The organism is Pseudomonas sp. GM21, assembly GCF_000282215.1.
GTDB lineage: Bacteria > Pseudomonadota > Gammaproteobacteria > Pseudomonadales > Pseudomonadaceae > Aquipseudomonas.
The window spans coordinates 86,988-105,926 of record NZ_AKJS01000107.1 but is presented as its reverse complement, the minus strand read 5'-3'; the positions used below and the strand labels follow the sequence as shown (position 1 = coordinate 105,926).

Genomic DNA, 18,939 nt, shown 5'->3' with positions numbered 1-18,939 from the left:
TTAAAAAGCCGGCTTGTGGCCGGCTTCTCGGGGACTGGCTTGGATCATTTTTGGTAAACCGCGCCAGCCTTCAAAACGTACACCCGGATCTTGCGTCCGGCTGTGGGACTCGGCGAGAAAATCATCTGCCTTGTCGGTGCGATCTGAGCCGCGAGGCGGGTTGATGCGCAAATGTGGGGCGCAGCATACTGATTTTTTGGAGAAATTCCCAGCGTGGTGTGTGGCTAAAGCGATTGCCCCAGCCGCTACAGGGCTGTGCGTTTACAAAAACGGCACCGCCGGCCGACGCTTGTTAAGCGTCGACCACCAGAACACCCACCCCAACACCCTGATGTTCTGCTTCTCAATCTGCTCGGCACTGAAGATCTCATCCGGGTGCTCGGTTTTGTTGTAGCTGCGCAGCCGCAGTGCGTTGCCGGGCATGCGGTGCAGGTATTTGATGCGCAGCATCCCGTCATGATCGATGGCGTAAATCTCTCCATCAATCACCTTGGTCAGCCCTCGGTCGATGGCCAGTGTGGAGCCATCTTCAATCCTCGCGCCCATTCCGTTACCGAGCATGTGGACGCAGAACACATCCGCATGATTGATTTCCAGGGAGTCGAGGTGGCTTTTGGGCAGGCGGATGAATTGGCCGTTGTCTTCCACGATGTGGGTTTTAGGGGACCCCGGGGCGACGGGCATTTCTTTGTAGAGGGGCAGTTCGACATCCATCGGCTCGATGACCGTGTAGATGCCGCGAATGGCCTGGGCGTCGAAGGTGTGGCCCGACTCGTCGAGCAGGTGCAGGTGTTTGGCGTCTTCCGGACCTTCACCTGTTTTGAGCCAATGGCTGTTTACCGAGAGTAATCTGGCCACCTCTTCCATGCGGTAGGCGGGCACACCGCGGGTGTACCAGTTGTGGATGTTTTGTGCTTCCGTGTCGAAAAAAGCGGCAAATCCTGTCGTTGTGATGTTCGCTTTTTCGAGGAGTGCTTTGAACCGTGGGCCGCTAGTGTTCTTTTTCATAAACACGAGTCTACGGGCGCAGGGCGGGGCTTTGAATAAACGAACCGTTCAAATTTCGAGGGAAATTTACGACCGGATGTAAGACGTATTTGGAACAAATTAAACAGAAAAAAACCGCAGCGACCTAAAGATAAACACGTTGTTTAAATCACTTTATCAGCGCCCACAAAAAACCCCGGATCAACCGGGGTTTTTTCAAGGCGTCATTGGCGCGAGGCCACTGGCGTCTTAGCCTTTATAGGCTGCAACCGACTTGGTGATCGCTTCGCGGGCGGCATCTGCGCCGGCCCAGCCTTCGATCTTCACCCATTTGCCTTTTTCGAGATCTTTGTAGTTCGCGAAGAAGTGCTCGATCTGCTGGATCAGCAGCGGTGGCAGGTCGGTGTATTCCTTCACGTCGACGTACAGCTGGGACAACTTGTCGTGTGGAACAGCGATGACTTTTGCATCGCCGCCGCCGTCGTCGGTCATGTTCAGGATGCCGACCGGACGTGCACGGATGACCGAGCCTGGAGCCACCGGGTAAGGGGTTACTACCAGCACGTCGAGGGGATCACCGTCGTCAGCCAGGGTGTTCGGGATGTAACCGTAGTTGGCCGGGTAGAACATCGGGGTGGCCATGAAACGGTCAACGAACAGGCAATCGCTGTCTTTGTCGATTTCGTATTTGATCGGCGCGTGGTTGGCCGGAATCTCGATCGCGACGTAGATGTCGTTCGGCAGGTCTTTGCCAGCCGGAATCTTGCTGTAGCTCATTGGGCGGTGCCCCCGTTAGTTGACCAAAGATACTTGGCCGGATTGACCAAAAAGTGGCGGCGATTATAGGCATATTCCGCCGTGGATGCTACGTACCAAGGGTCGTACAGACTTTAGTCGCGTGCCTGATAGACCGGGTCTTCGGCCAGAAGTTGCCGTAACCGCCTGAGTGGATCCTGTCGGTAGAAAAGCTTGAGCTGCTCATAGACCCGTGGGTAAGCCTCGAACAGCAAATCCGGGGCGCTGAAGAAGTATTCGCTGGTGACGGCGAAAAACTCGGCGGGGTTTTCCGCGGCGTAGGGGTCGATGGCGGTTTCGGTTTCCGGGTTGCGTTCCAGTTGCCGGTCAAGGTCGTCGTAGGCCTCTTGCATCACTTTGGCCCACTCGCTGACCCGCATATCGGGGTGCAGCGGCGGCAGGCCATTGGCGACGCCGTTGAGCATGTCGAGTTTGTGGGCGAGTTCGTGGATGACCAGGTTGTAGCCTTCCCAGCCACCACTGGCCATCACGCCCGGCCAGGCGAGGATGATCGGGCCTTGCTGCCACGCCTCGCCGCTGTGTTCGCCGTCCCACTCATGTTCGACACCGCTGGCGTCGCGATGGCGCTGGGGGCTGAGGAAGTCGTCGGGATAGAGGATGATTTCGTGGAAACCCTGATACCAGTTCAACTCACCCAGCTTCAGCAGCGGCAATTGCGCCTGTGCTGCCAGCAGCAAGCGCTGCTCCTGGTGCAGTTCGACACCGGGCAGGGCAGTCAGGTGTTTGTCTTCGAGGAACAGCACACAGGCTTCGCGCAGCCACTGGTTTTCAGCGGCGCTGATACCGTCGAGAAAGCTCAGGTGATGGCGCACCCGTTGCCACATGTCGTCGGCAATCGGGTGTCTGGTCAGGATGCGCTGGCGGCGCCAGGCGCTAAGCGACCACATCGCAGATCAGCGCGATTGGGCTTTGGACGCGGCGTTGCCGAGGCGGCTGCGGACCATGCCAATGATCATCGGAACCAGCGATAGCAGGATGATACCCACCACCAGCAACGAGAGGTTTTGCTTGATGAACGGTACGTTGCCGAAGAAGAAACCTAACGTCACCAGTCCACCGACCCAAAGGATCGTGCCAATCACGCTGAAGAAAAAGAAACGTGGGTAAGGCATATTGCCGACGCCGGCGACGAACGGCGCAAAGGTGCGGATGATCGGCAGGAAGCGCGCCAGCGTTACGGTTTTACCACCATGCTTGTCGTAGAAATCGTGGGTTTGTTGCAGGTAGTCGCGGCGGAAGATCTTCGAGTCCGGGTTACTGAAGAGTTTTTCGCCTGCCGTTCGACCAATCAAGTAGTTGGTGCTGTCGCCGAGAATCGCCGCGAGCATCAACAGGCCGCCCAGCAATACCGGGTCCATGCCACCACCGGCCGCAACGGCACCGGCGATGAACAGCAGGGAGTCGCCTGGCAGGAACGGCATCACCACCAGGCCGGTTTCACAAAAAATCACCAGAAACAGAATGGCGTAGATCCAGGTCCCGTAGTTGGTCACCAGCATGTCGAGGTAAACGTCGAGATGCAGAATAATGTCGATCGGGTTGAAATCCATAGGGGCACCTGTGGTGACGGCCTGACTCTGCAGGCCTGTGCGGATGACTTCGCGTAAGACTACAGATCGAGGTAGTTTTTCTTACAAGTCGGAATGCTCGGGATTATACGGGCTGACGTGTGAAAAGAGCGTTCAGTTTGTAGCGGGGAATGTTGCGCTAGACCGATGGTTGAGGCGTTGCTTTTGTAGGCGTTAGCCTGCTGGCGATGGCCTCACCTCGGTGAATCAGTCAAACCGAGGTGTATCTATCGCGAGCAGGCTCGCTCCCACAGAGGGCCAGTGAGCGTCAAAGACTGTCGCTGATCGGCAGCACGTAGTTCTTGAACTCGGTGTCTTCCTTGAACCCGATGGATTCGTAGGTTTTGCGCGCAACTTCGTTGCCGCTGCTGGTGGAAACGCGCATGCGCACGGCATTGGTTTCCTTGGCCATTTTTTTCGCTGTACGGATCAGATTGTCGGCCACCAATTGGCGGCGGGCGTCTTCGGCGACATAAATGTCGTTGAGGATCCATACGCGTTTAAGCGAAAGCGAGGAAAAGCTCGGGTACAACTGGCAGAAGCCCATCAGTTTATTGTTGTCATCGTCGGACAGCGCCAGATAAATCACCGATTCCTTGCGACGCAGGCGCTTTTCAAGAAACGCACGCGACGAGTCCGGGTACGGCAGGGATCCATAAAACTCACGATACTTCACGAACAATGGCGTCAGAAGGTCCAGGTGTTCGAGGGTCGCTTGAATAATCCGCATGGTAGGTCTCGTCTTCAAGTGGCTGTCTTACTGCATTGACGGCGATGGGAAACCCGTGGCGGCCGTTCGTCGATCCTGCCTTAAACAGGCGCAGAAACGCAATGCAGAAACGGTTCAGGCATCTGTCTGACCCAACAGAAAGTTGCGTTTCATGTCCGCTCCTGCGTCTGAATCCAGTGCCTGAAGCTGCGCTTCGTCCTTGAGATTGACCCCTGACAACTGTCTGCGACAGGCCTCGCGCATCAAATACAGCAAACGGTGTGCCGCCATGCCGTAACTCAGGCCTTCGAGCCGAACGTTGGAGATGCAATTGCGATAAGCGTCCGTCAGGCCGATCTTTGGATTGTAAGTGAAATATAAACCCAGACTGTCCGGGGAGCTGAGGCCTGGGCGCTCTCCAATCAGGATCACCGTCATTTTCGCCCCCAATCGTTCACCGATCTCGTCGGCCACCGCAACGCGGCCCTGCTCGACCAGCATCACCGGCGACACGGACCAGCCTTCGGCCAGCACCTGTTCTTCCAGGCGTGCGAGAAACGGCAGGGTATGGCGATGAACGGCCAGCGCTGACAGCCCGTCGGCCACCACGATGACCAGATCGACGCCGCCGGGATTGGCCGAGGCATAGGTGCGCAGCGTCTGCGTCGACTCATCGCTCAACTTTCGCCCCAAATCAGGGCGCTGCAAGTAGCTGTTTCTGTCCGTCGCGGCGCTGTGCAGCAAAACACTCTTGCGCCCGATCTCCGCCAGCTGCGAACCAAGCCCTGCCGAGTCGAACGGTAGATGCACCGCGTCCCGCGCCTGAGCGTGGGCATACTGGAAATCCAGTTGGGCGCTGGTCGGCATGCTGGTGCCAGTGCGCCCCAAGGCAATTCGCGCCGGGGTCAGGCGTCGCAACTCCAGCAACGGGTTTTGTGGATCAACGGGTGGTTTATCCATGAAAGCACTCATCCCAATTGCGCCATCGCCTGGCGGAAGGCCGGGGGCAGGCTGTCGCCGAAGTGAATTTTGCCGTCTGCCTGGGTGAAAATACCCATTTTTGTCAGCCACTGTTCGAATTCCGGCGCGGGTTTCAGGCCCAGCGTCTGACGGGCATAGAGGGCATCGTGGAACGAGGTGGTCTGGTAGTTGAGCATGATGTCGTCGGAACCGGGGATACCCATGATGAAGTTGATCCCGGCCACGCCCAGCAGGGTCAGCAGGGTGTCCATGTCGTCCTGGTCGGCTTCGGCGTGATTGGTGTAACAGATGTCGCAGCCCATCGGCACGCCCAGCAACTTGCCGCAGAAGTGGTCTTCGAGACCGGCGCGAATGATCTGTTTACCGTTGTAGAGGTATTCCGGGCCAATGAAACCGACAACCGTGTTGACCAGGAACGGCTTGAAATGACGCGCCACGGCGTAGGCGCGGGTTTCGCAGGTTTGTTGGTCGATACCGTGGTGGGCGTTGGCTGAAAGCGCGCTGCCCTGACCGGTTTCGAAATACATCAGGTTCTGGCCCAGCGTGCCGCGATTGAGGCTCAAACCGGCGTCGTAACCTTCCTTCAAGACATTCAGGTTGATGCCGAAACTGGCGTTCGCTGCTTCGGTGCCGGCGATTGACTGGAACACCAGATCCAGCGGAACCCCGCGATTGATCGCCTCGATCGACGTGGTGACGTGAGTCAGCACGCAGGCTTGAGTCGGGATTTCGTAGCGCTGGATGATTGCATCGAGCATTTCCAGCATGGCGCAGATCGAGGCGATGCTATCCGTGGCCGGGTTGATGCCTATCATTGCGTCGCCGTTTCCGTACAGCAGGCCGTCTAGAATGCTCGCCGCAATGCCCGCGGGCTCGTCGGTGGGATGATTGGGTTGCAGGCGGGTGGATAGTCGGCCACGCAATCCCATGGTGCCGCGAAACTTCGTGACCACATGGATTTTCTGCGCTACCAGCACAAGATCCTGGACGCGCATGATCTTCGACACGGCGGCCACCATTTCCGGCGTCAGGCCGGGGGCGAGCGTGCGCAGAGTCTGTTCATCGGCGGCATCGCTGAGCAGCCAGTCACGAAAACCGCCGACAGTGAGATGGCTGACCACGGCGAAGGCGTGTATGTCGTGAGTGTCGATGATCAGTCGGGTGACTTCATCGGCCTCATAGGGAATCAGTACTTCCTGCAGGAAGTGAGTCAGCGGGATGTCCGCCAGAGCCATCTGCGCGGCCACGCGCTCGCCATCGTTGAGCGCAGCGACGCCTGCCAGGAAATCACCGGAGCGCGCCGGACTGGCCTTGGCCATGACGTCCTTGAGGCTCTCGAAGCGATAGGTCTGAGCGCCGACGGAGTGGGCGAATGCGGCCATGGGGCGATTCCTCCTGATTTGTACAATTCTCAATAACACTGGCTCCCACAGGGGAACTGCGTGCACTTCTATATGGCAGGCGCCGGGCAGCAAGCTCGACGCCGGTGCAACTCAGATACCTTCGAGCATCGCGTCGGACGGCGCATCGGCGCGTTGTTTGGCGGTCAACTGGAAGTACAGGTAACCGGCCGCCATGATGCCGAGGAACACGCACCCGATCAGCGGATTGAACCAGGCCATCGCCACCAGACACACCACCGCCAGAAACAGCGCAATGCCCGGGACAATCGGATAGCCCGGTGCGCGGAAGGTGCGTTCCAGGTTCGGTTCGGTTTTACGCAACTTGAACAGGCTCAGCATACTGATGATGTACATCACGATGGCACCGAATACCGACATGGTGATCATCGCCGCCGTCAGCGTCATGCCTTGCAGGTTGACCAGGCCATCGCTGTAGATCGCCGCGATGCCAATCACACCACCGGCCAGAATGGCGCGGTGCGGGGTCTGGAAGCGCGAAAGTTTGGCCAGGCCGCTCGGCAGGTAACCGGCTCGCGCCAAGGCGAAGAACTGTCGCGAGTAGCCGAGGATGATCCCGTGAAAACTCGCCACCAGGCCGAACAGACCGATCCACACCAGCATGTGCATCCAGGTCGAATCGTTGCCGACCACGGCTTTCATCGCCTGGGGCAGCGGGTCGTTGATGTTCGACAGTTGGCGCCAGTCGCCGACGCCGCCAGCCATCACCATCACGCCAATGGCCAGGAAAACCAAGGTCAGAATGCCGCTGACGTAAGCCTTGGGAATCGTGCGTTTCGGGTCCTTGGCTTCTTCAGCGGCCATTGCCGCTCCCTCAATCGCGAGGAAAAACCAGATCGCGAAGGGAATGGCCGCAAAGATGCCGGGGATGGAGGCGATAGTGAACTCGTTGGAACCCGACCAGCCATTGAGTACGAAGTTACTGAAGCTGAAGCCTGGCGCGACGACACCCATGAACACCAGCAGCTCGGCGACCGCCAGCACGGTGACCACCAGTTCGAAGGTGGCGGCGATGCTGACGCCGAGAATATTGAGGGTCATGAACACGAAATACGCGCCAACGGCGGCGATTTTGGGGTCAAGTTCCGGGTATTGCACGTTGAGGTAAGCGCCAATCGCCATCGCAATGGCCGGTGGCGCAAAGACGAATTCAATCAGGGTGGCAATACCGGCAATCAATCCGCCTTTCTCACCAAACGCCCGCCGGCTGTAGGCAAACGGCCCTCCCGCGTGGGGAATCGCGGTTGTCAGTTCGGTGAAGCTGAAGATGAAGCAGGTGTACATCGTCGCCACCATCAGGGCTGTGACGAGAAAACCCAGGGTGCCGGCAGTGCCCCAGCCGTAACTCCAGCCGAAGTATTCACCGGAAATCACCAGGCCGACGGCAATGCCCCATAGGTGCAGGGTGCCGAGTGTGGGTTTGAGCTGTGTAGATGAAGTCATAAGTCCTCGCTGTCTTTTTATTGTTTGATCTTTTGGACTTGCGGTACGACGTTTTAGTTGAAAAGCGGGCACGCAAAGCCCGTGCCAGAGCGGCCAGGGCAGTTGTGCGGTGTCATTAAGGACGCCATCGCGAGCAGGCTCGCTCCCACATTGGTTATGTGAACACTGGATAACCACTGTGGGAGCGAGCCTGCTCGCGATAGCTATAAAAAGGGCGATGCAGGAATTCCTGTATCGCCCCCGGCTTTTTAGAAGAAGCCCAGCGGATTGATGTCGTAGCTCACCAGCAGGTTTTTGGTCTGCTGATAGTGGTCGAGCATCATTTTGTGGGTTTCACGGCCGACGCCGGACTTTTTGTAGCCACCGAACGCGGCGTGCGCCGGGTACAGGTGGTAGCAGTTGGTCCACACACGGCCGGCCTTGATGGCGCGGCCCATGCGATAGGCGCGGTTGATGTCGCGGGTCCAGAGGCCGGCACCCAGGCCGAACTCGGTGTCGTTGGCGATGGCCAGGGCTTCGGCTTCGTCCTTGAAGGTGGTGATGCTCACCACCGGGCCAAAGATTTCTTCCTGGAACACGCGCATTTTGTTGGTGCCCTTGAGCAGGGTCGGCTGGATGTAATACCCGGTCGCCAGGTTGCCCTCGAGTTTTTCGATTTTTCCGCCGGTCAGCAGCTCGGCGCCTTCGCCCTTGGCGATTTCCAGGTACGAAAGGATTTTGTCGAATTGCTGCTCGGACGCCTGGGCGCCGACCATGGTGTCGGTGTCCAGCGGGTCGCCACGTTTGATCGACAGGACTTTTTTCATCACGACTTTCATGAAGTCGTCGTAGATCGACTCTTGCACCAGGGCGCGGGACGGGCAGGTGCAGACTTCGCCCTGATTGAAGAACGCCAGCACCAGGCCTTCGGCGGCTTTCTCGATGAAGGTTGGTTCGGCTTGCATGATGTCTTCGAAGAAGATGTTCGGCGATTTGCCACCCAGCTCCACGGTGGACGGAATGATGTTTTCGGCGGCACATTTCATGATGTGCGAGCCGACCGGGGTCGAGCCGGTGAAGGCGATTTTGGCAATGCGTTTGCTGGTGGCCAGCGCTTCGCCGGCTTCTTTGCCATAGCCTTGCACGATGTTCAGCACACCGGGCGGCAGCAGGTCGCCAATCAGCTCGACCAGTACGGTAATGCCCAGCGGAGTCTGCTCGGCAGGCTTGAGCACCACGCAGTTACCGGCAGCCAGGGCCGGGGCGAGTTTCCAGGCGGCCATCAGGATCGGGAAGTTCCACGGGATGATCTGACCGACCACCCCCAGTGGTTCGTGGATGTGATAGGCGACGGTATTGCCGTCGATCTCGGCAGCGCTGCCTTCCTGGGCGCGGATGCAACCGGCGAAGTAGCGGAAGTGGTCGGCGGCCAGCGGGATGTCGGCGTTGAGGGTTTCGCGAACGGCTTTGCCGTTGTCCCAGGATTCGGTGATTGCCAGCAGTTCGAGGTTTTGCTCGATGCGGTCGGCGATTTTCAGCAGCACCAGCGAACGCGCCTGGGCGGACGTGGCACCCCAGGCATCGGCAGCTGCGTGGGCAGCGTCCAGGGCCTTGTCGATGTCTTCGGCGGTGGAACGCGGGAATTCGGCAATCGGTTGGCCATTCACTGGCGAGGTATTGGTGAAGTACTGACCTTTGACAGGCGCGACGAACTCGCCGCCGATGTAGTTACCGTATTTGGCCTTGAACGAAACGATAGCGCCTTCAGTACCGGGGTGAGCGTAACGCATGGTGGATTCTCCTTGGCTATTGTGCTTATCAGACTCGGCCCGAAAACTGCCTGCGCGACGATCATGCTGCGTTAAAAACAGACTCGGAATGCTCATGTAGGTCCCCTACACTCCGCTTCCTCATCTGTTTTTGCCTTGCCTGATCGCCGCTCGGCGAGTTTTCGTACCAACCCTGGGGAGAGCGCATGTGCGCTTGTATAAGCGTAGAGCAAAGGTCGGGCCACTGCCTTGCAGGGCAGGCAAATCAAGGCCTTGCGTGATTTTTGTCGGACCGGCGGGTGTGCGCTGTGACGCTTTCGGTACAACCCCGTGACACTTTGTACCGCTTGTGGCACAGCCTGTGACCGGGCGGTCTTGCCAGCATTGCAATGCACGCTAGGCTGGAGGATGCTCGGACTCGCGCTCCCTGTAGCAGCTGCCGAAGGCTGCGTCCGAGTGCGCAGCGCTCGCCTCGTTTTCGCCATGCATACGGGACACAGGTTTTACGACTGCTTCGCAGCCGGACGCAGCCTTCGGCAGCTGCTACACGGGGCGAGCCAGATCTTGTGGGGAGAATAATAAGAAATGCACGACAATCATTTGAGTCGCCATGCCCAACAAGTCTTGACCGTGACTCAGGGCAAATCGCACCTGCACGGCCCAGGCAGCGACCCCTCCATTGCCCGCTCCTGGCTGCGCTGTCTTGAGGATTATCACCTCGACCCGGCCCTGACGATGGCGCCCACCGTCCTGGAACATGGCCGCGTGTTGGAAAGTCGCGAGCGATTGCAGCAAGTGCTGCACATCGCCGGCAATGAAATGTCCAGCCTCCACCAACAACTCTCCGGTGCCGGCCATGCAGTGCTGCTGACGGATGCCCGAGGTGTGATCCTCAATTGCGTCACCGCGCCCGCCGAGCGGAAAATTTTCGAGCGCGCCGGCCTCTGGCTCGGTGCCGACTGGAGCGAAGCCTGCGAAGGCACCAACGGCATCGGTACTTGCCTGGTGGAGCGGCAGTCGCTGACCATCCATCAAGACGAACACTTTCGCGGTCGCCACACTGGCCTGACCTGCTCGGCGAGCCCGGTGTTCGACCCGCATGGCGAACTGCTGGCGGTGCTCGACGTGTCTTCGGCGCGCCACGATGTCTCGCGCCAGAGCCAGTTCCACACCATGGCCCTGGTCAATCTGTCGGCGAAGATGATCGAGAGCTGCTATTTCCTGCGTTATTTCGATAATCAATGGCTGCTGCGTTTTCACTTGCAGGCCGAGTCTGTCGGGTTGTTCAGCGAAGGGCTGCTGGCGTTCGACGGGGAAGGTCGGATCTGCGCGGTCAATCAAAGCGCCCTGAACCTGCTCGGGCACATTCGCGGCGGCTTGCTGGGCAAACCGGTGGAAGCGTTTTTCGACTGTTCGCTGGATGAGTTGCTCGGCCGTGCCAGTGTAAATGCCAGTGCCAGTTGGCCGTTGCGCACCCGCGACGGCCGTAGTCTGTTTGCCGTATTGCGTGGGCAGCCGCGCAGCATTCCGGTGCCCGTGGTGCAAAGCCCGGCGATTGCCGAACGTTCAAGGGTGTCGGGCATCTGCATCGGTGATGCCGCATTGCAGGAAGATTTTCGCAAGTCGCTGCGGGTGTTCGAGCGCGATGTCCCGTTGCTGATCAATGGCGAAACCGGTTCCGGCAAAGAGGCGTTTGCCAAAGCGGTGCATCAGGCCAGTCAACGGGCGGAAAAAGCCTTCGTCGCGCTCAACTGCGCGGCCATTCCTGAAAGCCTGATCGAGAGCGAACTGTTCGGCTATCGCGGCGGCAGCTTCACCGGTGCGCGCAAGGAAGGCATGCGGGGCAAGTTGCAGCAGGCCGATGGGGGGACCCTGTTTCTCGACGAAATCGGCGACATGCCGCTGGCCTTGCAGACCCGGCTTTTAAGGGTGTTGGAAGATCGACAGGTAGTGCCTATTGGCGGGGAGCCCGAGGCGGTTAATGTGCGAATCATCAGCGCCACTCACCGTAATCTGCTGGATCGGGTGCAGGACGGCAGCTTCCGTGAGGATTTGTATTACCGGCTCAATGGGCTGGAAGTGGCGTTGCCGGCATTGCGTGAGCGTAGTGATAAATCGCAGCTGCTCGATTTTTTACTGGCCGAAGAGGCGGGAGGGGAAACCATCCTGATCGACGGACCGGCGCGGGAAGCCTTGCTGGGTTTTGCCTGGCCAGGCAACGTACGGCAATTGCGCAATGTGCTGCGCACCTTGGCGGCATTGTGTGACGGCGGGCGGATCGGGCTTGCGGATTTGCCGGCGATGATTCGTCAGGCGCGTCCGGTGTTGGCTGTAGAAGAGTCATCGAACCATCCCCTGGAAGATGCCGAGCGATTGGCGTTGTTGAGCGCGCTGGAGCACACGCATTGGCATATGACCCATACCGCTGAGCAGTTGGGGGTGAGCCGCAATACCCTCTACAGGAAGCTGCGCAAGCACGGTATTGCCCGCTCGGCGTAACTGATCGTTCCTACGCTCCGCGTGGGAATGCCTCCCCGGACGCTCCGCGTCCACCCATGGGACGCAGAGCGTTCCTCGCTGCATTCCCACGCAGAGCGTGGGAACGATCATCAAAGACAAGGTGCGATTTTCCCCTCCCTACGCTAACCTGCGGCCATGTTTTACGAGGTCGACTAATGCACATTCATATTCTGGGTATCTGCGGCACTTTCATGGGTTCGATGGCGGTTCTGGCCAAAGAACTGGGCCATCACGTGACCGGCTCCGATGCCAATGTCTATCCGCCGATGAGCACTCAGCTTGAGGCTCAGGGCATTGAGTTGACCCAAGGCTACGATCCTTCACAGCTCGATCCGGCACCGGATCTGGTGGTGATTGGCAACGCCATGTCGCGAGGCAACCCGGCCGTCGAATACGTGCTGAACAAAGGCCTGCCGTACGTCTCCGGTCCACAATGGCTGGCCGATCACGTGCTGCAAGGCCGCTGGGTGCTGGCCGTCGCCGGTACTCATGGCAAAACCACCACCAGCAGCATGCTCGCCTGGGCCCTGGAGCACGCGGGCATGAGCCCGGGCTTCCTGATCGGCGGCGTGCCACAGAATTTTTCGGTGTCGGCGCGCTTGGGCGGCACGCCGTTCTTCGTGATCGAAGCCGATGAATATGACAGCGCCTTCTTCGATAAACGCTCCAAGTTTGTTCACTACCGCCCGCGCACGGCGATCCTGAACAATCTTGAGTTTGATCACGCCGACATCTTCCCCGATCTGCCGGCCATCGAGCGGCAATTTCACCATTTGGTGCGGACCATTCCGAGCGAAGGCCTGGTGATCCATCCGACCACCGAACCGGCGTTGCAACGCGTTATCGAAATGGGCTGCTGGACGCCGGTGCAAACCACCGGTGCAGGCGGTCAGTGGCAGGTCAAACTGCTCAGCGAAGACGGGTCGAAATTTGAAGTGATGTTCGAAGGCGTCGCCCAAGGCGTGGTCGAGTGGGACATGACCGGTCAGCACAATGTGGCCAACGCCTTGGCAACATTGGCCGCCGCGCGGCATGTCGGCGTGGTGCCTGCCATGGGTATCGCCGCGTTGAGCGCGTTCAAAAGCGTGAAGCGGCGCATGGAAAAAGTCGCCGAGGTACGCGGTATCACCATCTACGACGACTTCGCCCACCACCCGACCGCCATCGCCACCACCCTGGATGGCCTGCGCAAACGCATCGGCGATGCGCATTTGATCGCGATCATCGAGCCGCGCTCCAACTCCATGAAGCTCGGCGCGCACCGCGACGGTTTGCCGGAAAGCGTGGCCGATGCCGACCAGGTGATCTGGTACGCCCCGGCCAACCTCGGCTGGGATCTGGCCGGTACTGCCGCGTTGTGCACCGTGCCATCGATAGTCAGCGATTCGCTGGAAGGCATCATCGAGCGCGTTAAGAGTCAGGCTCAGCCCGGTACTCACGTGGTGATCATGAGCAATGGCGGCTTCGGCGGCCTGCACGGCAAACTCGCCGAGGCGCTGCAATGATCAGCGGCCCGGATCGCATCACGCTGGCCATGACCGGCGCTTCCGGCGCCCAATATGGTTTGCGTCTGCTCGATTGCCTGGTGCGCGAAGATCGCGAAGTGCACTTCCTGATTTCCAAGGCGGCGCAGCTGGTGATGGCCACCGAGACTGACGTCACGCTGCCGCCAAAACCGCAAATGATGCAGGCTTTCCTCACCGAATACACCGGCGCGGCGGCCGGGAAAATCAAGGTGTATGGCAAGGAAGACTGGATGTCGCCGGTGGCTTCGGGCTCCGGTGCACCTGCGGCGATGGTGGTGGTGCCGTGTTCCACGGGGACGTTGTCGGCCATCGCGACCGGTGCCTGCAACAACCTGATCGAACGTGCCGCCGACGTCACCTTGAAGGAGCGTCGCCAGTTGATCCTGGTCCCGCGTGAAGCGCCGTACTCGAGCATTCATCTGGAACACATGCTCAAACTGTCGAACATGGGCGTGACGATCCTGCCGGCTTCGCCAGGCTTCTATCATCAGCCGCAAACCATCGATGACTTGATCGACTTTGTCGTGGCGCGGATTCTCAATCTGTTGAATATTCCGCAGGACATGCTGCCACGTTGGGGCGAGCACCATTTGAGCAGCGATGAATAAGCTACTGGTCCTTCTGCTGGTGTTGCAGCTGACGGGCTGCGCCACGGCGCGCACCCTTGATGCCGCCAAGCCCGGAGCGCCGCTGGTGTATGCGGGGACGCGTCTGGATTTGTACGCCATGAACGGCGGGTGCTGTGCCATGGACCGCTTTGGCGCAGAAGCGCCGAAGTACCCCGGCGTCGACCTGCCGGCCAGCGCTTTGCTCGACACGCTGTTGCTGCCGTTGTCGGTGTTGACGGTGATCGGGGTGAGTTTTCAGGCAACGGGCGGGTTGTAGCATTCGGCTGATCGTTCCCACGTCGAGGCGTCGAACCGTCTGCTTTGGCATGTGACGCGGAGCGTCACGGGCTGCATTCCCACGCAGAGCGTGGGAACGATCTTTAGGAATTATTTACCTAGCTTGCGCAACTCATCCGATTCGACAACCCGCACCCCATCCTGCTCTTCCAGCGCAAGCCGCCACATCGCCCGAGCCAGTTGGCAGGCTTCGATGCCGTGGTATTTACCGGGGATCAGGCGCGACAGCGGGCCGGCAATTTTCTCACCCAGACGTGGCGTGATGCGATCACCGAGCAACAGAGAAGGGCGGCAAATGGTCAGTTGCGGCCAATCCTGCGCGCGCAATGCGTATTCCATCTCGCCTTTAACCCGGTTGTAGAAAATCGAGGATCTGCGGTCAGCGCCCAAGGCGCTGATGACGATCAAGTGGCGTGCGCCCATTTCTCGCGCGCGTTTGGCAAACGCCACGACCATGTCCAGGTCCACCGCGCGAAACGCTTCTTCGGAGCCGGCCTGTTTGATCGTGGTGCCGAGGCAGCAGTAGGCGATGTCGACGCGGCCGTTCAGTTGCGGCAGAAACACCGTCGGGTCGCCGACCGGGTTTTCGAGGTGCGGATGTTTGGCCAGTGGTCGGCGTGAAGGGGCCAATACTCTTGAAATCGTGGGTTCATTGAGCAAGCGATCAAGCAAGTGTTCACCGGTCAACCCGGTAGCTCCGGCAAGCAATACATGCTGAGGCGTCAAGTACATAGTGTTTCTCCCTTGATACTGTTCAGCTTAGTTGTTCTTTGAATCCTTGCTGTCGGTAGAGATACTTTGTAGCGCTTTTCGTGCCTGCTGCTTGCGTAAAAGCTGCCAGCGCGAGATCACCGCTTTAGGCGCCCACATCTGCGGCTCAGAGGCCTCGAAGCTGTCCGCCAGTTCGCGCTCGGCGACGGTAGCCTTGGCCAGTTTGAAGGCGTGCTCCAGGTCGTCGGTCTGGTTCAGCGCCTGGGCGAACAGGGCGTCGCCGAAGTAGGTGGAGTTGGCTTCTTCGGAGCAGCCGAAGGACACACGGTCTGCCCGCGAAGCGGTGATGATCAAGGTGCGTTCGTCTTTCAATGCGGGAATGAAACCGCCGGAATAGCAGGCCGAAATCACAATGATCTTGTCGCGGTTCTTCAACGGTGCAAGCACCGCAGCGAGCTCATCGGCTGGCAGATCGGGCAGTTCCATGCGCGGCTGATCGAGCACCAGTTCGTGTTCGCTGGTGCCGTGGCTGGTCAGGTAAATGAAGATCAGGTCTTCCGGGCCGGTACGCTCGGCCAGCGTCAACGCGGCGCGGCGCAGGTTTTCCCGGGTGGCCATCGGCCGGTCGACGAGATGGTCGCGATGATTCACCAGACGGATCTGGCCAAATGCACCGAAGCGGCTGGCGAGCATGTTGCTGACGTAATCGGATTCGCGCAGGAACACGCTTTGTTTGCCGTCACCGCCCAAGGTCAGGGTGTACAACTCGATGGCGGGAGTCGATTCCGGAACGTTACGCAGCGCGTCGTCGAGCAAGCGGCCCTGAGCCAGCAACCCGAGCTCCAGGCTGTCGGGCAGCAGTTTGCCGTCGGCGTCTCGCACACGTTGGCCATTGATCCAGGTGCCGCTTTGCACGGTGCCGTCAGTCAGCACCAGCGTGCCGCGTCCCGAGTAACCGTCATTGTCGAACTGGCCGGTGTAGAAGCTGCCGTCCGGCAGGTTCAGTCGCCCCTGGCCGGTGAAGCGCCAGTCGCTGAACCGGCCGATGTAATGGCTGCCATCGGCACCGATCAACTCGCCCTTGCCGTTCAGCGAACCTTCCTTGAACTGACCCAGCCAGACATCACCGTCGGCATTCTCGTAGCGGCCCTTGCCATGCAGTTGATTGTTCTTGAAACCGCCGACGTAAATGTCGCCCTCAGCGCTGTTGAACGTTCCGTTGCCCTCCAGCTGTCCGTTGACAAAATGTCCGGTGAACTGATTGCCGCTGGCGTCGCCGCGCTGGCCTTCACCGTTCGGCTTGCCTTGGGTGAACTGGCCCTGGTAGGAGCTGCCGTCGTCGAGTTCGAGACGACCGAGCCCTGAATATTGATCGGCCTTGAATTCGCCGCGATAGGTCATGCCGTTTTCTTTGAGCGTGCCTTCGCCATCGCGCCGACCGAGTTTGAACCCGCCGGTGTATTCGCTGCCCGGCGTGGTCAGCGTGCCTTGGCCGTCGAACAGGCCCTGATTGAATTGCCCGCGAAAAACTTCGCCGTTGCTGCCATGCCATTCGCCTTGGCCATGCCATTGACCCTTGTCGAACTCGCCGGCGTACCAGCTCTTGTTCGGGTAGTCGATGCGGCCCTGGCCTTGCAGCAAGCCGTCGACCAGATCCCCACGATAGCGTCCACCGTCCGGCAAGCGGGCATCGGGAGGCATCAGCGATTCGCCATCGCCGCACGCGGTGAGCAACAGGGTCAAGGCAAGAAGTGCAAGTGAGCGCATAGCGGGATCCGGGCAATTAGGCGACGGAGTATGCCGCAGCTATGTGTCGTATATATAGAGACGGTCGCGAAACAGCGTGAGCTGCTTCGCATCCGGGAGAGTTATACGAAACAGAGAGACAGGGATTCAGCGACATAGGCCGGTTTGTCAGAGCCTTCTATCTCAAGGGTGGTGGTGGCCTTGAGTAACCATTGGCCTGGTTTTTTCTCGGTGACGTCGGACAGATCGACTTTGAGGCGCACTTTCGAATTGACCTTGACCGGTTGAATGAAACGCACGCCGTCGAGACCGTAGTTGACGACCATCTTCACGCCTTCGGGAACGACCAGGATGTCTTCCATCAGTTTCGGGATCAATGACAGTGACAGGAATCCATGGGCGATGGTGCTGCCAAAAGGTGTTTGAGCGGCTTTGACCGGGTCGACATGAATAAACTGAAAGTCACCTGTGGCTTCGGCGAACAGGTTGATGCGTTCCTGATCGATGGTGAGCCATTCGGAACGTCCGAGTTCCTTGCCGACATAATCTTTGAGTTCTGCAACCGGAACATGGGGCATTGAGACTCTCCTTGGGTTTCATCGGATTTATAGTTTTTGAAGTAAGGGGGTTTCACTTCTCAGTGAACCACTTTAGATCAACATGGCAAATTGCTCCGGTCAACTGAACATGCTTTTCGCGAATGCCGATCCATAGCGCTGACGTGCTTATAATGCTCGGCCCCTTTTTGGTGGGGAGAGCGCGGGAGATACCGGATGCTGTTACGTGGCCTGACCTGGCTGGTGCTGTTCCAATTGCTGGGCACAGCCATCAACCACTTGTTTTTAGGGGTGTTGCCGGGGCCGATTATTGGCTTGTTGCTATTACTGGTGTACCTGATTTCACGCGGGCAAGTCGGCGATTCGTTGAGCCTGGCGGCCAGTAGCCTGCTGCGTTACCTGCCGTTGCTGCTGGTGCCGCCGGCCGTGGGTGTGATGGTGTATGCCAAGGATATTGCGGCGGATTTCTGGGCCATCGTCGGTGCGCTGGTGTTGTCCCTGTTGCTGTCCATGGCGTTTGCCGGGGTACTGATGCAGCGCATGGTCAAGCGTCACGCCCCGCGTGGAGAAGACCAATGACCCTTGATTGGCACGGCGCGCTCGACGCGGTGATTCACCATCCGTTGTTCGGCATCGGCATTACGTTGGGCGCTTATCAGTTGGTGTTGGCGGCTTTCGAAAAAACCCGCTGGATCTTTTTGCAACCGGTACTGGTCTCCATGATGGTGGTGATCGGTGTTCTCCTGGCGTGCGGCCTGACGTACGCCGAATATCGCAAGAGCACCGAGATCCTCAGTATTTTGCTCGGACCTGCGACCGTTGCGCTGGCCGTGCCGCTGTACCTCAATTTGCGAAGGATTCGGCAGTTGTTCTGGCCGATTTTTACTACGCTGGTGATAGGTGGCGTGGTGGCCACGGGCATGGGTGTGTTGCTGGGCTGGGGGTTCGGTGCCGGGCACATGGTCCTGATGACCATGGCGCCCAAGTCGGTGACGTCACCGATTGCCATGCTGGTGGCCGAGCAGATCGGCGGCGTCGCAGCGCTGGCAGCCGTGTTCGTGTTGATCACCGGTGTGATCGGTGCGATCTTCGGCCCGAGCCTGTTGACCCGGCTCGGCGTGCACAGTCCTGAGGCCCGCGGTATGGCACTGGGCATGACCGCCCATGCGGTCGGCACCTCGGTGGCCTTGCAGGAAAGTGAAGAGTGCGGCGCCTTTGCGGCGCTGGCGATGAGTCTGATGGGTGTGGCCACGGCGGTGTTCCTGCCGTTGGCGGTGTCGATGGTGGTGTAAGGAAATGTC

18 protein-coding genes are annotated in these 18,939 nt (G+C 59.2%); 6 read left to right on the top strand and 12 right to left on the bottom strand.

Features of this window, described 5'->3' with window-relative positions:
* Positions 1-261: 261 nt before the first annotated feature.
* From PMI22_RS11525 to exaC, 9 genes are all read right to left on the bottom strand, one after another.
* Complete coding sequence (locus tag PMI22_RS11525) at positions 262-1,008, bottom strand: S24 family peptidase (RefSeq protein ID WP_007946695.1); 747 nt, start codon at positions 1,006-1,008, stop codon at positions 262-264.
* A 228-nt stretch (positions 1,009-1,236) separates the two neighbouring features.
* Complete coding sequence (ppa, locus tag PMI22_RS11530) at positions 1,237-1,764, bottom strand: inorganic diphosphatase (protein WP_003205933.1); 528 nt, start codon at positions 1,762-1,764, stop codon at positions 1,237-1,239.
* Positions 1,765-1,877: 113 nt separating this feature from the next.
* A complete protein-coding gene (locus PMI22_RS11535) occupies positions 1,878-2,690 on the bottom strand; it encodes a zinc-dependent peptidase (protein ID WP_007946694.1) in 813 nt (270 codons plus the stop codon).
* A gap of 6 nt (positions 2,691-2,696) precedes the next feature.
* Positions 2,697-3,353, bottom strand: coding sequence for a DedA family protein (locus PMI22_RS11540; RefSeq protein WP_007946693.1), 657 nt, complete (start codon positions 3,351-3,353; stop codon positions 2,697-2,699).
* Positions 3,354-3,639: 286 nt separating this feature from the next.
* A complete protein-coding gene (locus PMI22_RS11545; RefSeq protein ID WP_007946692.1) occupies positions 3,640-4,101 on the bottom strand; it encodes a GNAT family N-acetyltransferase in 462 nt (153 codons plus the stop codon).
* Positions 4,102-4,215: 114 nt separating this feature from the next.
* Positions 4,216-5,040 (bottom strand): ethanolamine ammonia-lyase subunit EutC, encoded by an 825-nt coding sequence (gene eutC / locus PMI22_RS11550; protein ID WP_007946691.1) that lies wholly within the window; start codon positions 5,038-5,040, stop codon positions 4,216-4,218.
* Between the two features lie 8 nt (positions 5,041-5,048).
* A complete protein-coding gene (locus PMI22_RS11555; RefSeq protein WP_007946690.1) occupies positions 5,049-6,443 on the bottom strand; it encodes an ethanolamine ammonia-lyase subunit EutB in 1,395 nt (464 codons plus the stop codon).
* A 111-nt stretch (positions 6,444-6,554) separates the two neighbouring features.
* Entirely contained in the window at positions 6,555-7,925 is a 1,371-nt protein-coding gene (gene eat / locus PMI22_RS11560; protein ID WP_007946689.1) for an ethanolamine permease, read from the bottom strand.
* Positions 7,926-8,173: 248 nt separating this feature from the next.
* Positions 8,174-9,694: an acetaldehyde dehydrogenase ExaC gene (gene exaC / locus PMI22_RS11565; protein WP_007946688.1), complete on the bottom strand. Its 1,521-nt coding sequence runs from the start codon at positions 9,692-9,694 to the stop codon at positions 8,174-8,176.
* A gap of 564 nt (positions 9,695-10,258) precedes the next feature.
* Between exaC and PMI22_RS11570 the strand changes: the two genes are divergently transcribed.
* The 4 genes from PMI22_RS11570 to PMI22_RS11585 all read left to right on the top strand — a co-directional run bounded on the left by PMI22_RS11570 (position 10,259) and on the right by PMI22_RS11585 (position 14,604).
* Positions 10,259-12,172 carry a sigma-54-dependent Fis family transcriptional regulator gene (locus PMI22_RS11570; protein WP_007946687.1) on the top strand — a complete coding sequence of 638 codons (1,914 nt, stop codon included), beginning with the start codon at positions 10,259-10,261 and terminating at the stop codon, positions 12,170-12,172.
* A 176-nt stretch (positions 12,173-12,348) separates the two neighbouring features.
* A complete protein-coding gene (gene mpl / locus PMI22_RS11575) occupies positions 12,349-13,698 on the top strand; it encodes a UDP-N-acetylmuramate:L-alanyl-gamma-D-glutamyl-meso-diaminopimelate ligase (RefSeq protein ID WP_007946685.1) in 1,350 nt (449 codons plus the stop codon).
* Positions 13,698-14,327: a flavin prenyltransferase UbiX gene (ubiX, locus tag PMI22_RS11580; RefSeq protein WP_162830879.1), complete on the top strand. Its 630-nt coding sequence runs from the start codon at positions 13,698-13,700 to the stop codon at positions 14,325-14,327. Before mpl ends, ubiX begins: the two co-directional genes overlap by 1 nt.
* Complete coding sequence (locus PMI22_RS11585; RefSeq protein WP_007946683.1) at positions 14,320-14,604, top strand: YceK/YidQ family lipoprotein; 285 nt, start codon at positions 14,320-14,322, stop codon at positions 14,602-14,604. Before ubiX ends, PMI22_RS11585 begins: the two co-directional genes overlap by 8 nt.
* A 110-nt stretch (positions 14,605-14,714) precedes the next feature.
* Here the strand turns inward: PMI22_RS11585 and PMI22_RS11590 are convergent, their stop codons facing one another.
* From PMI22_RS11590 to PMI22_RS11600, 3 genes are all read right to left on the bottom strand, one after another.
* On the bottom strand, positions 14,715-15,356 hold the full coding sequence (locus tag PMI22_RS11590) for an oxidoreductase (protein ID WP_007946682.1): 642 nt from the start codon (positions 15,354-15,356) through the stop codon (positions 14,715-14,717).
* 27 nt (positions 15,357-15,383) lie between these two features.
* Positions 15,384-17,102, bottom strand: coding sequence for a C13 family peptidase (locus tag PMI22_RS11595; protein WP_007946681.1), 1,719 nt, complete (start codon positions 17,100-17,102; stop codon positions 15,384-15,386).
* A 101-nt stretch (positions 17,103-17,203) separates the two neighbouring features.
* A complete protein-coding gene (locus tag PMI22_RS11600) occupies positions 17,204-17,659 on the bottom strand; it encodes a MaoC family dehydratase (protein ID WP_007946680.1) in 456 nt (151 codons plus the stop codon).
* Positions 17,660-17,854: 195 nt separating this feature from the next.
* Between PMI22_RS11600 and PMI22_RS11605 the strand changes: the two genes are divergently transcribed.
* Positions 17,855-18,217, top strand: a complete 363-nt coding sequence (locus tag PMI22_RS11605) for a CidA/LrgA family protein (protein WP_007946678.1) — start codon at positions 17,855-17,857, stop codon at positions 18,215-18,217.
* Positions 18,214-18,930 carry an LrgB family protein gene (locus PMI22_RS11610; protein WP_007946677.1) on the top strand — a complete coding sequence of 239 codons (717 nt, stop codon included), beginning with the start codon at positions 18,214-18,216 and terminating at the stop codon, positions 18,928-18,930. The genes PMI22_RS11605 and PMI22_RS11610 overlap by 4 nt, the downstream gene beginning before the upstream one ends.
* The last annotated feature ends 9 nt before the right edge of the window (positions 18,931-18,939 follow it).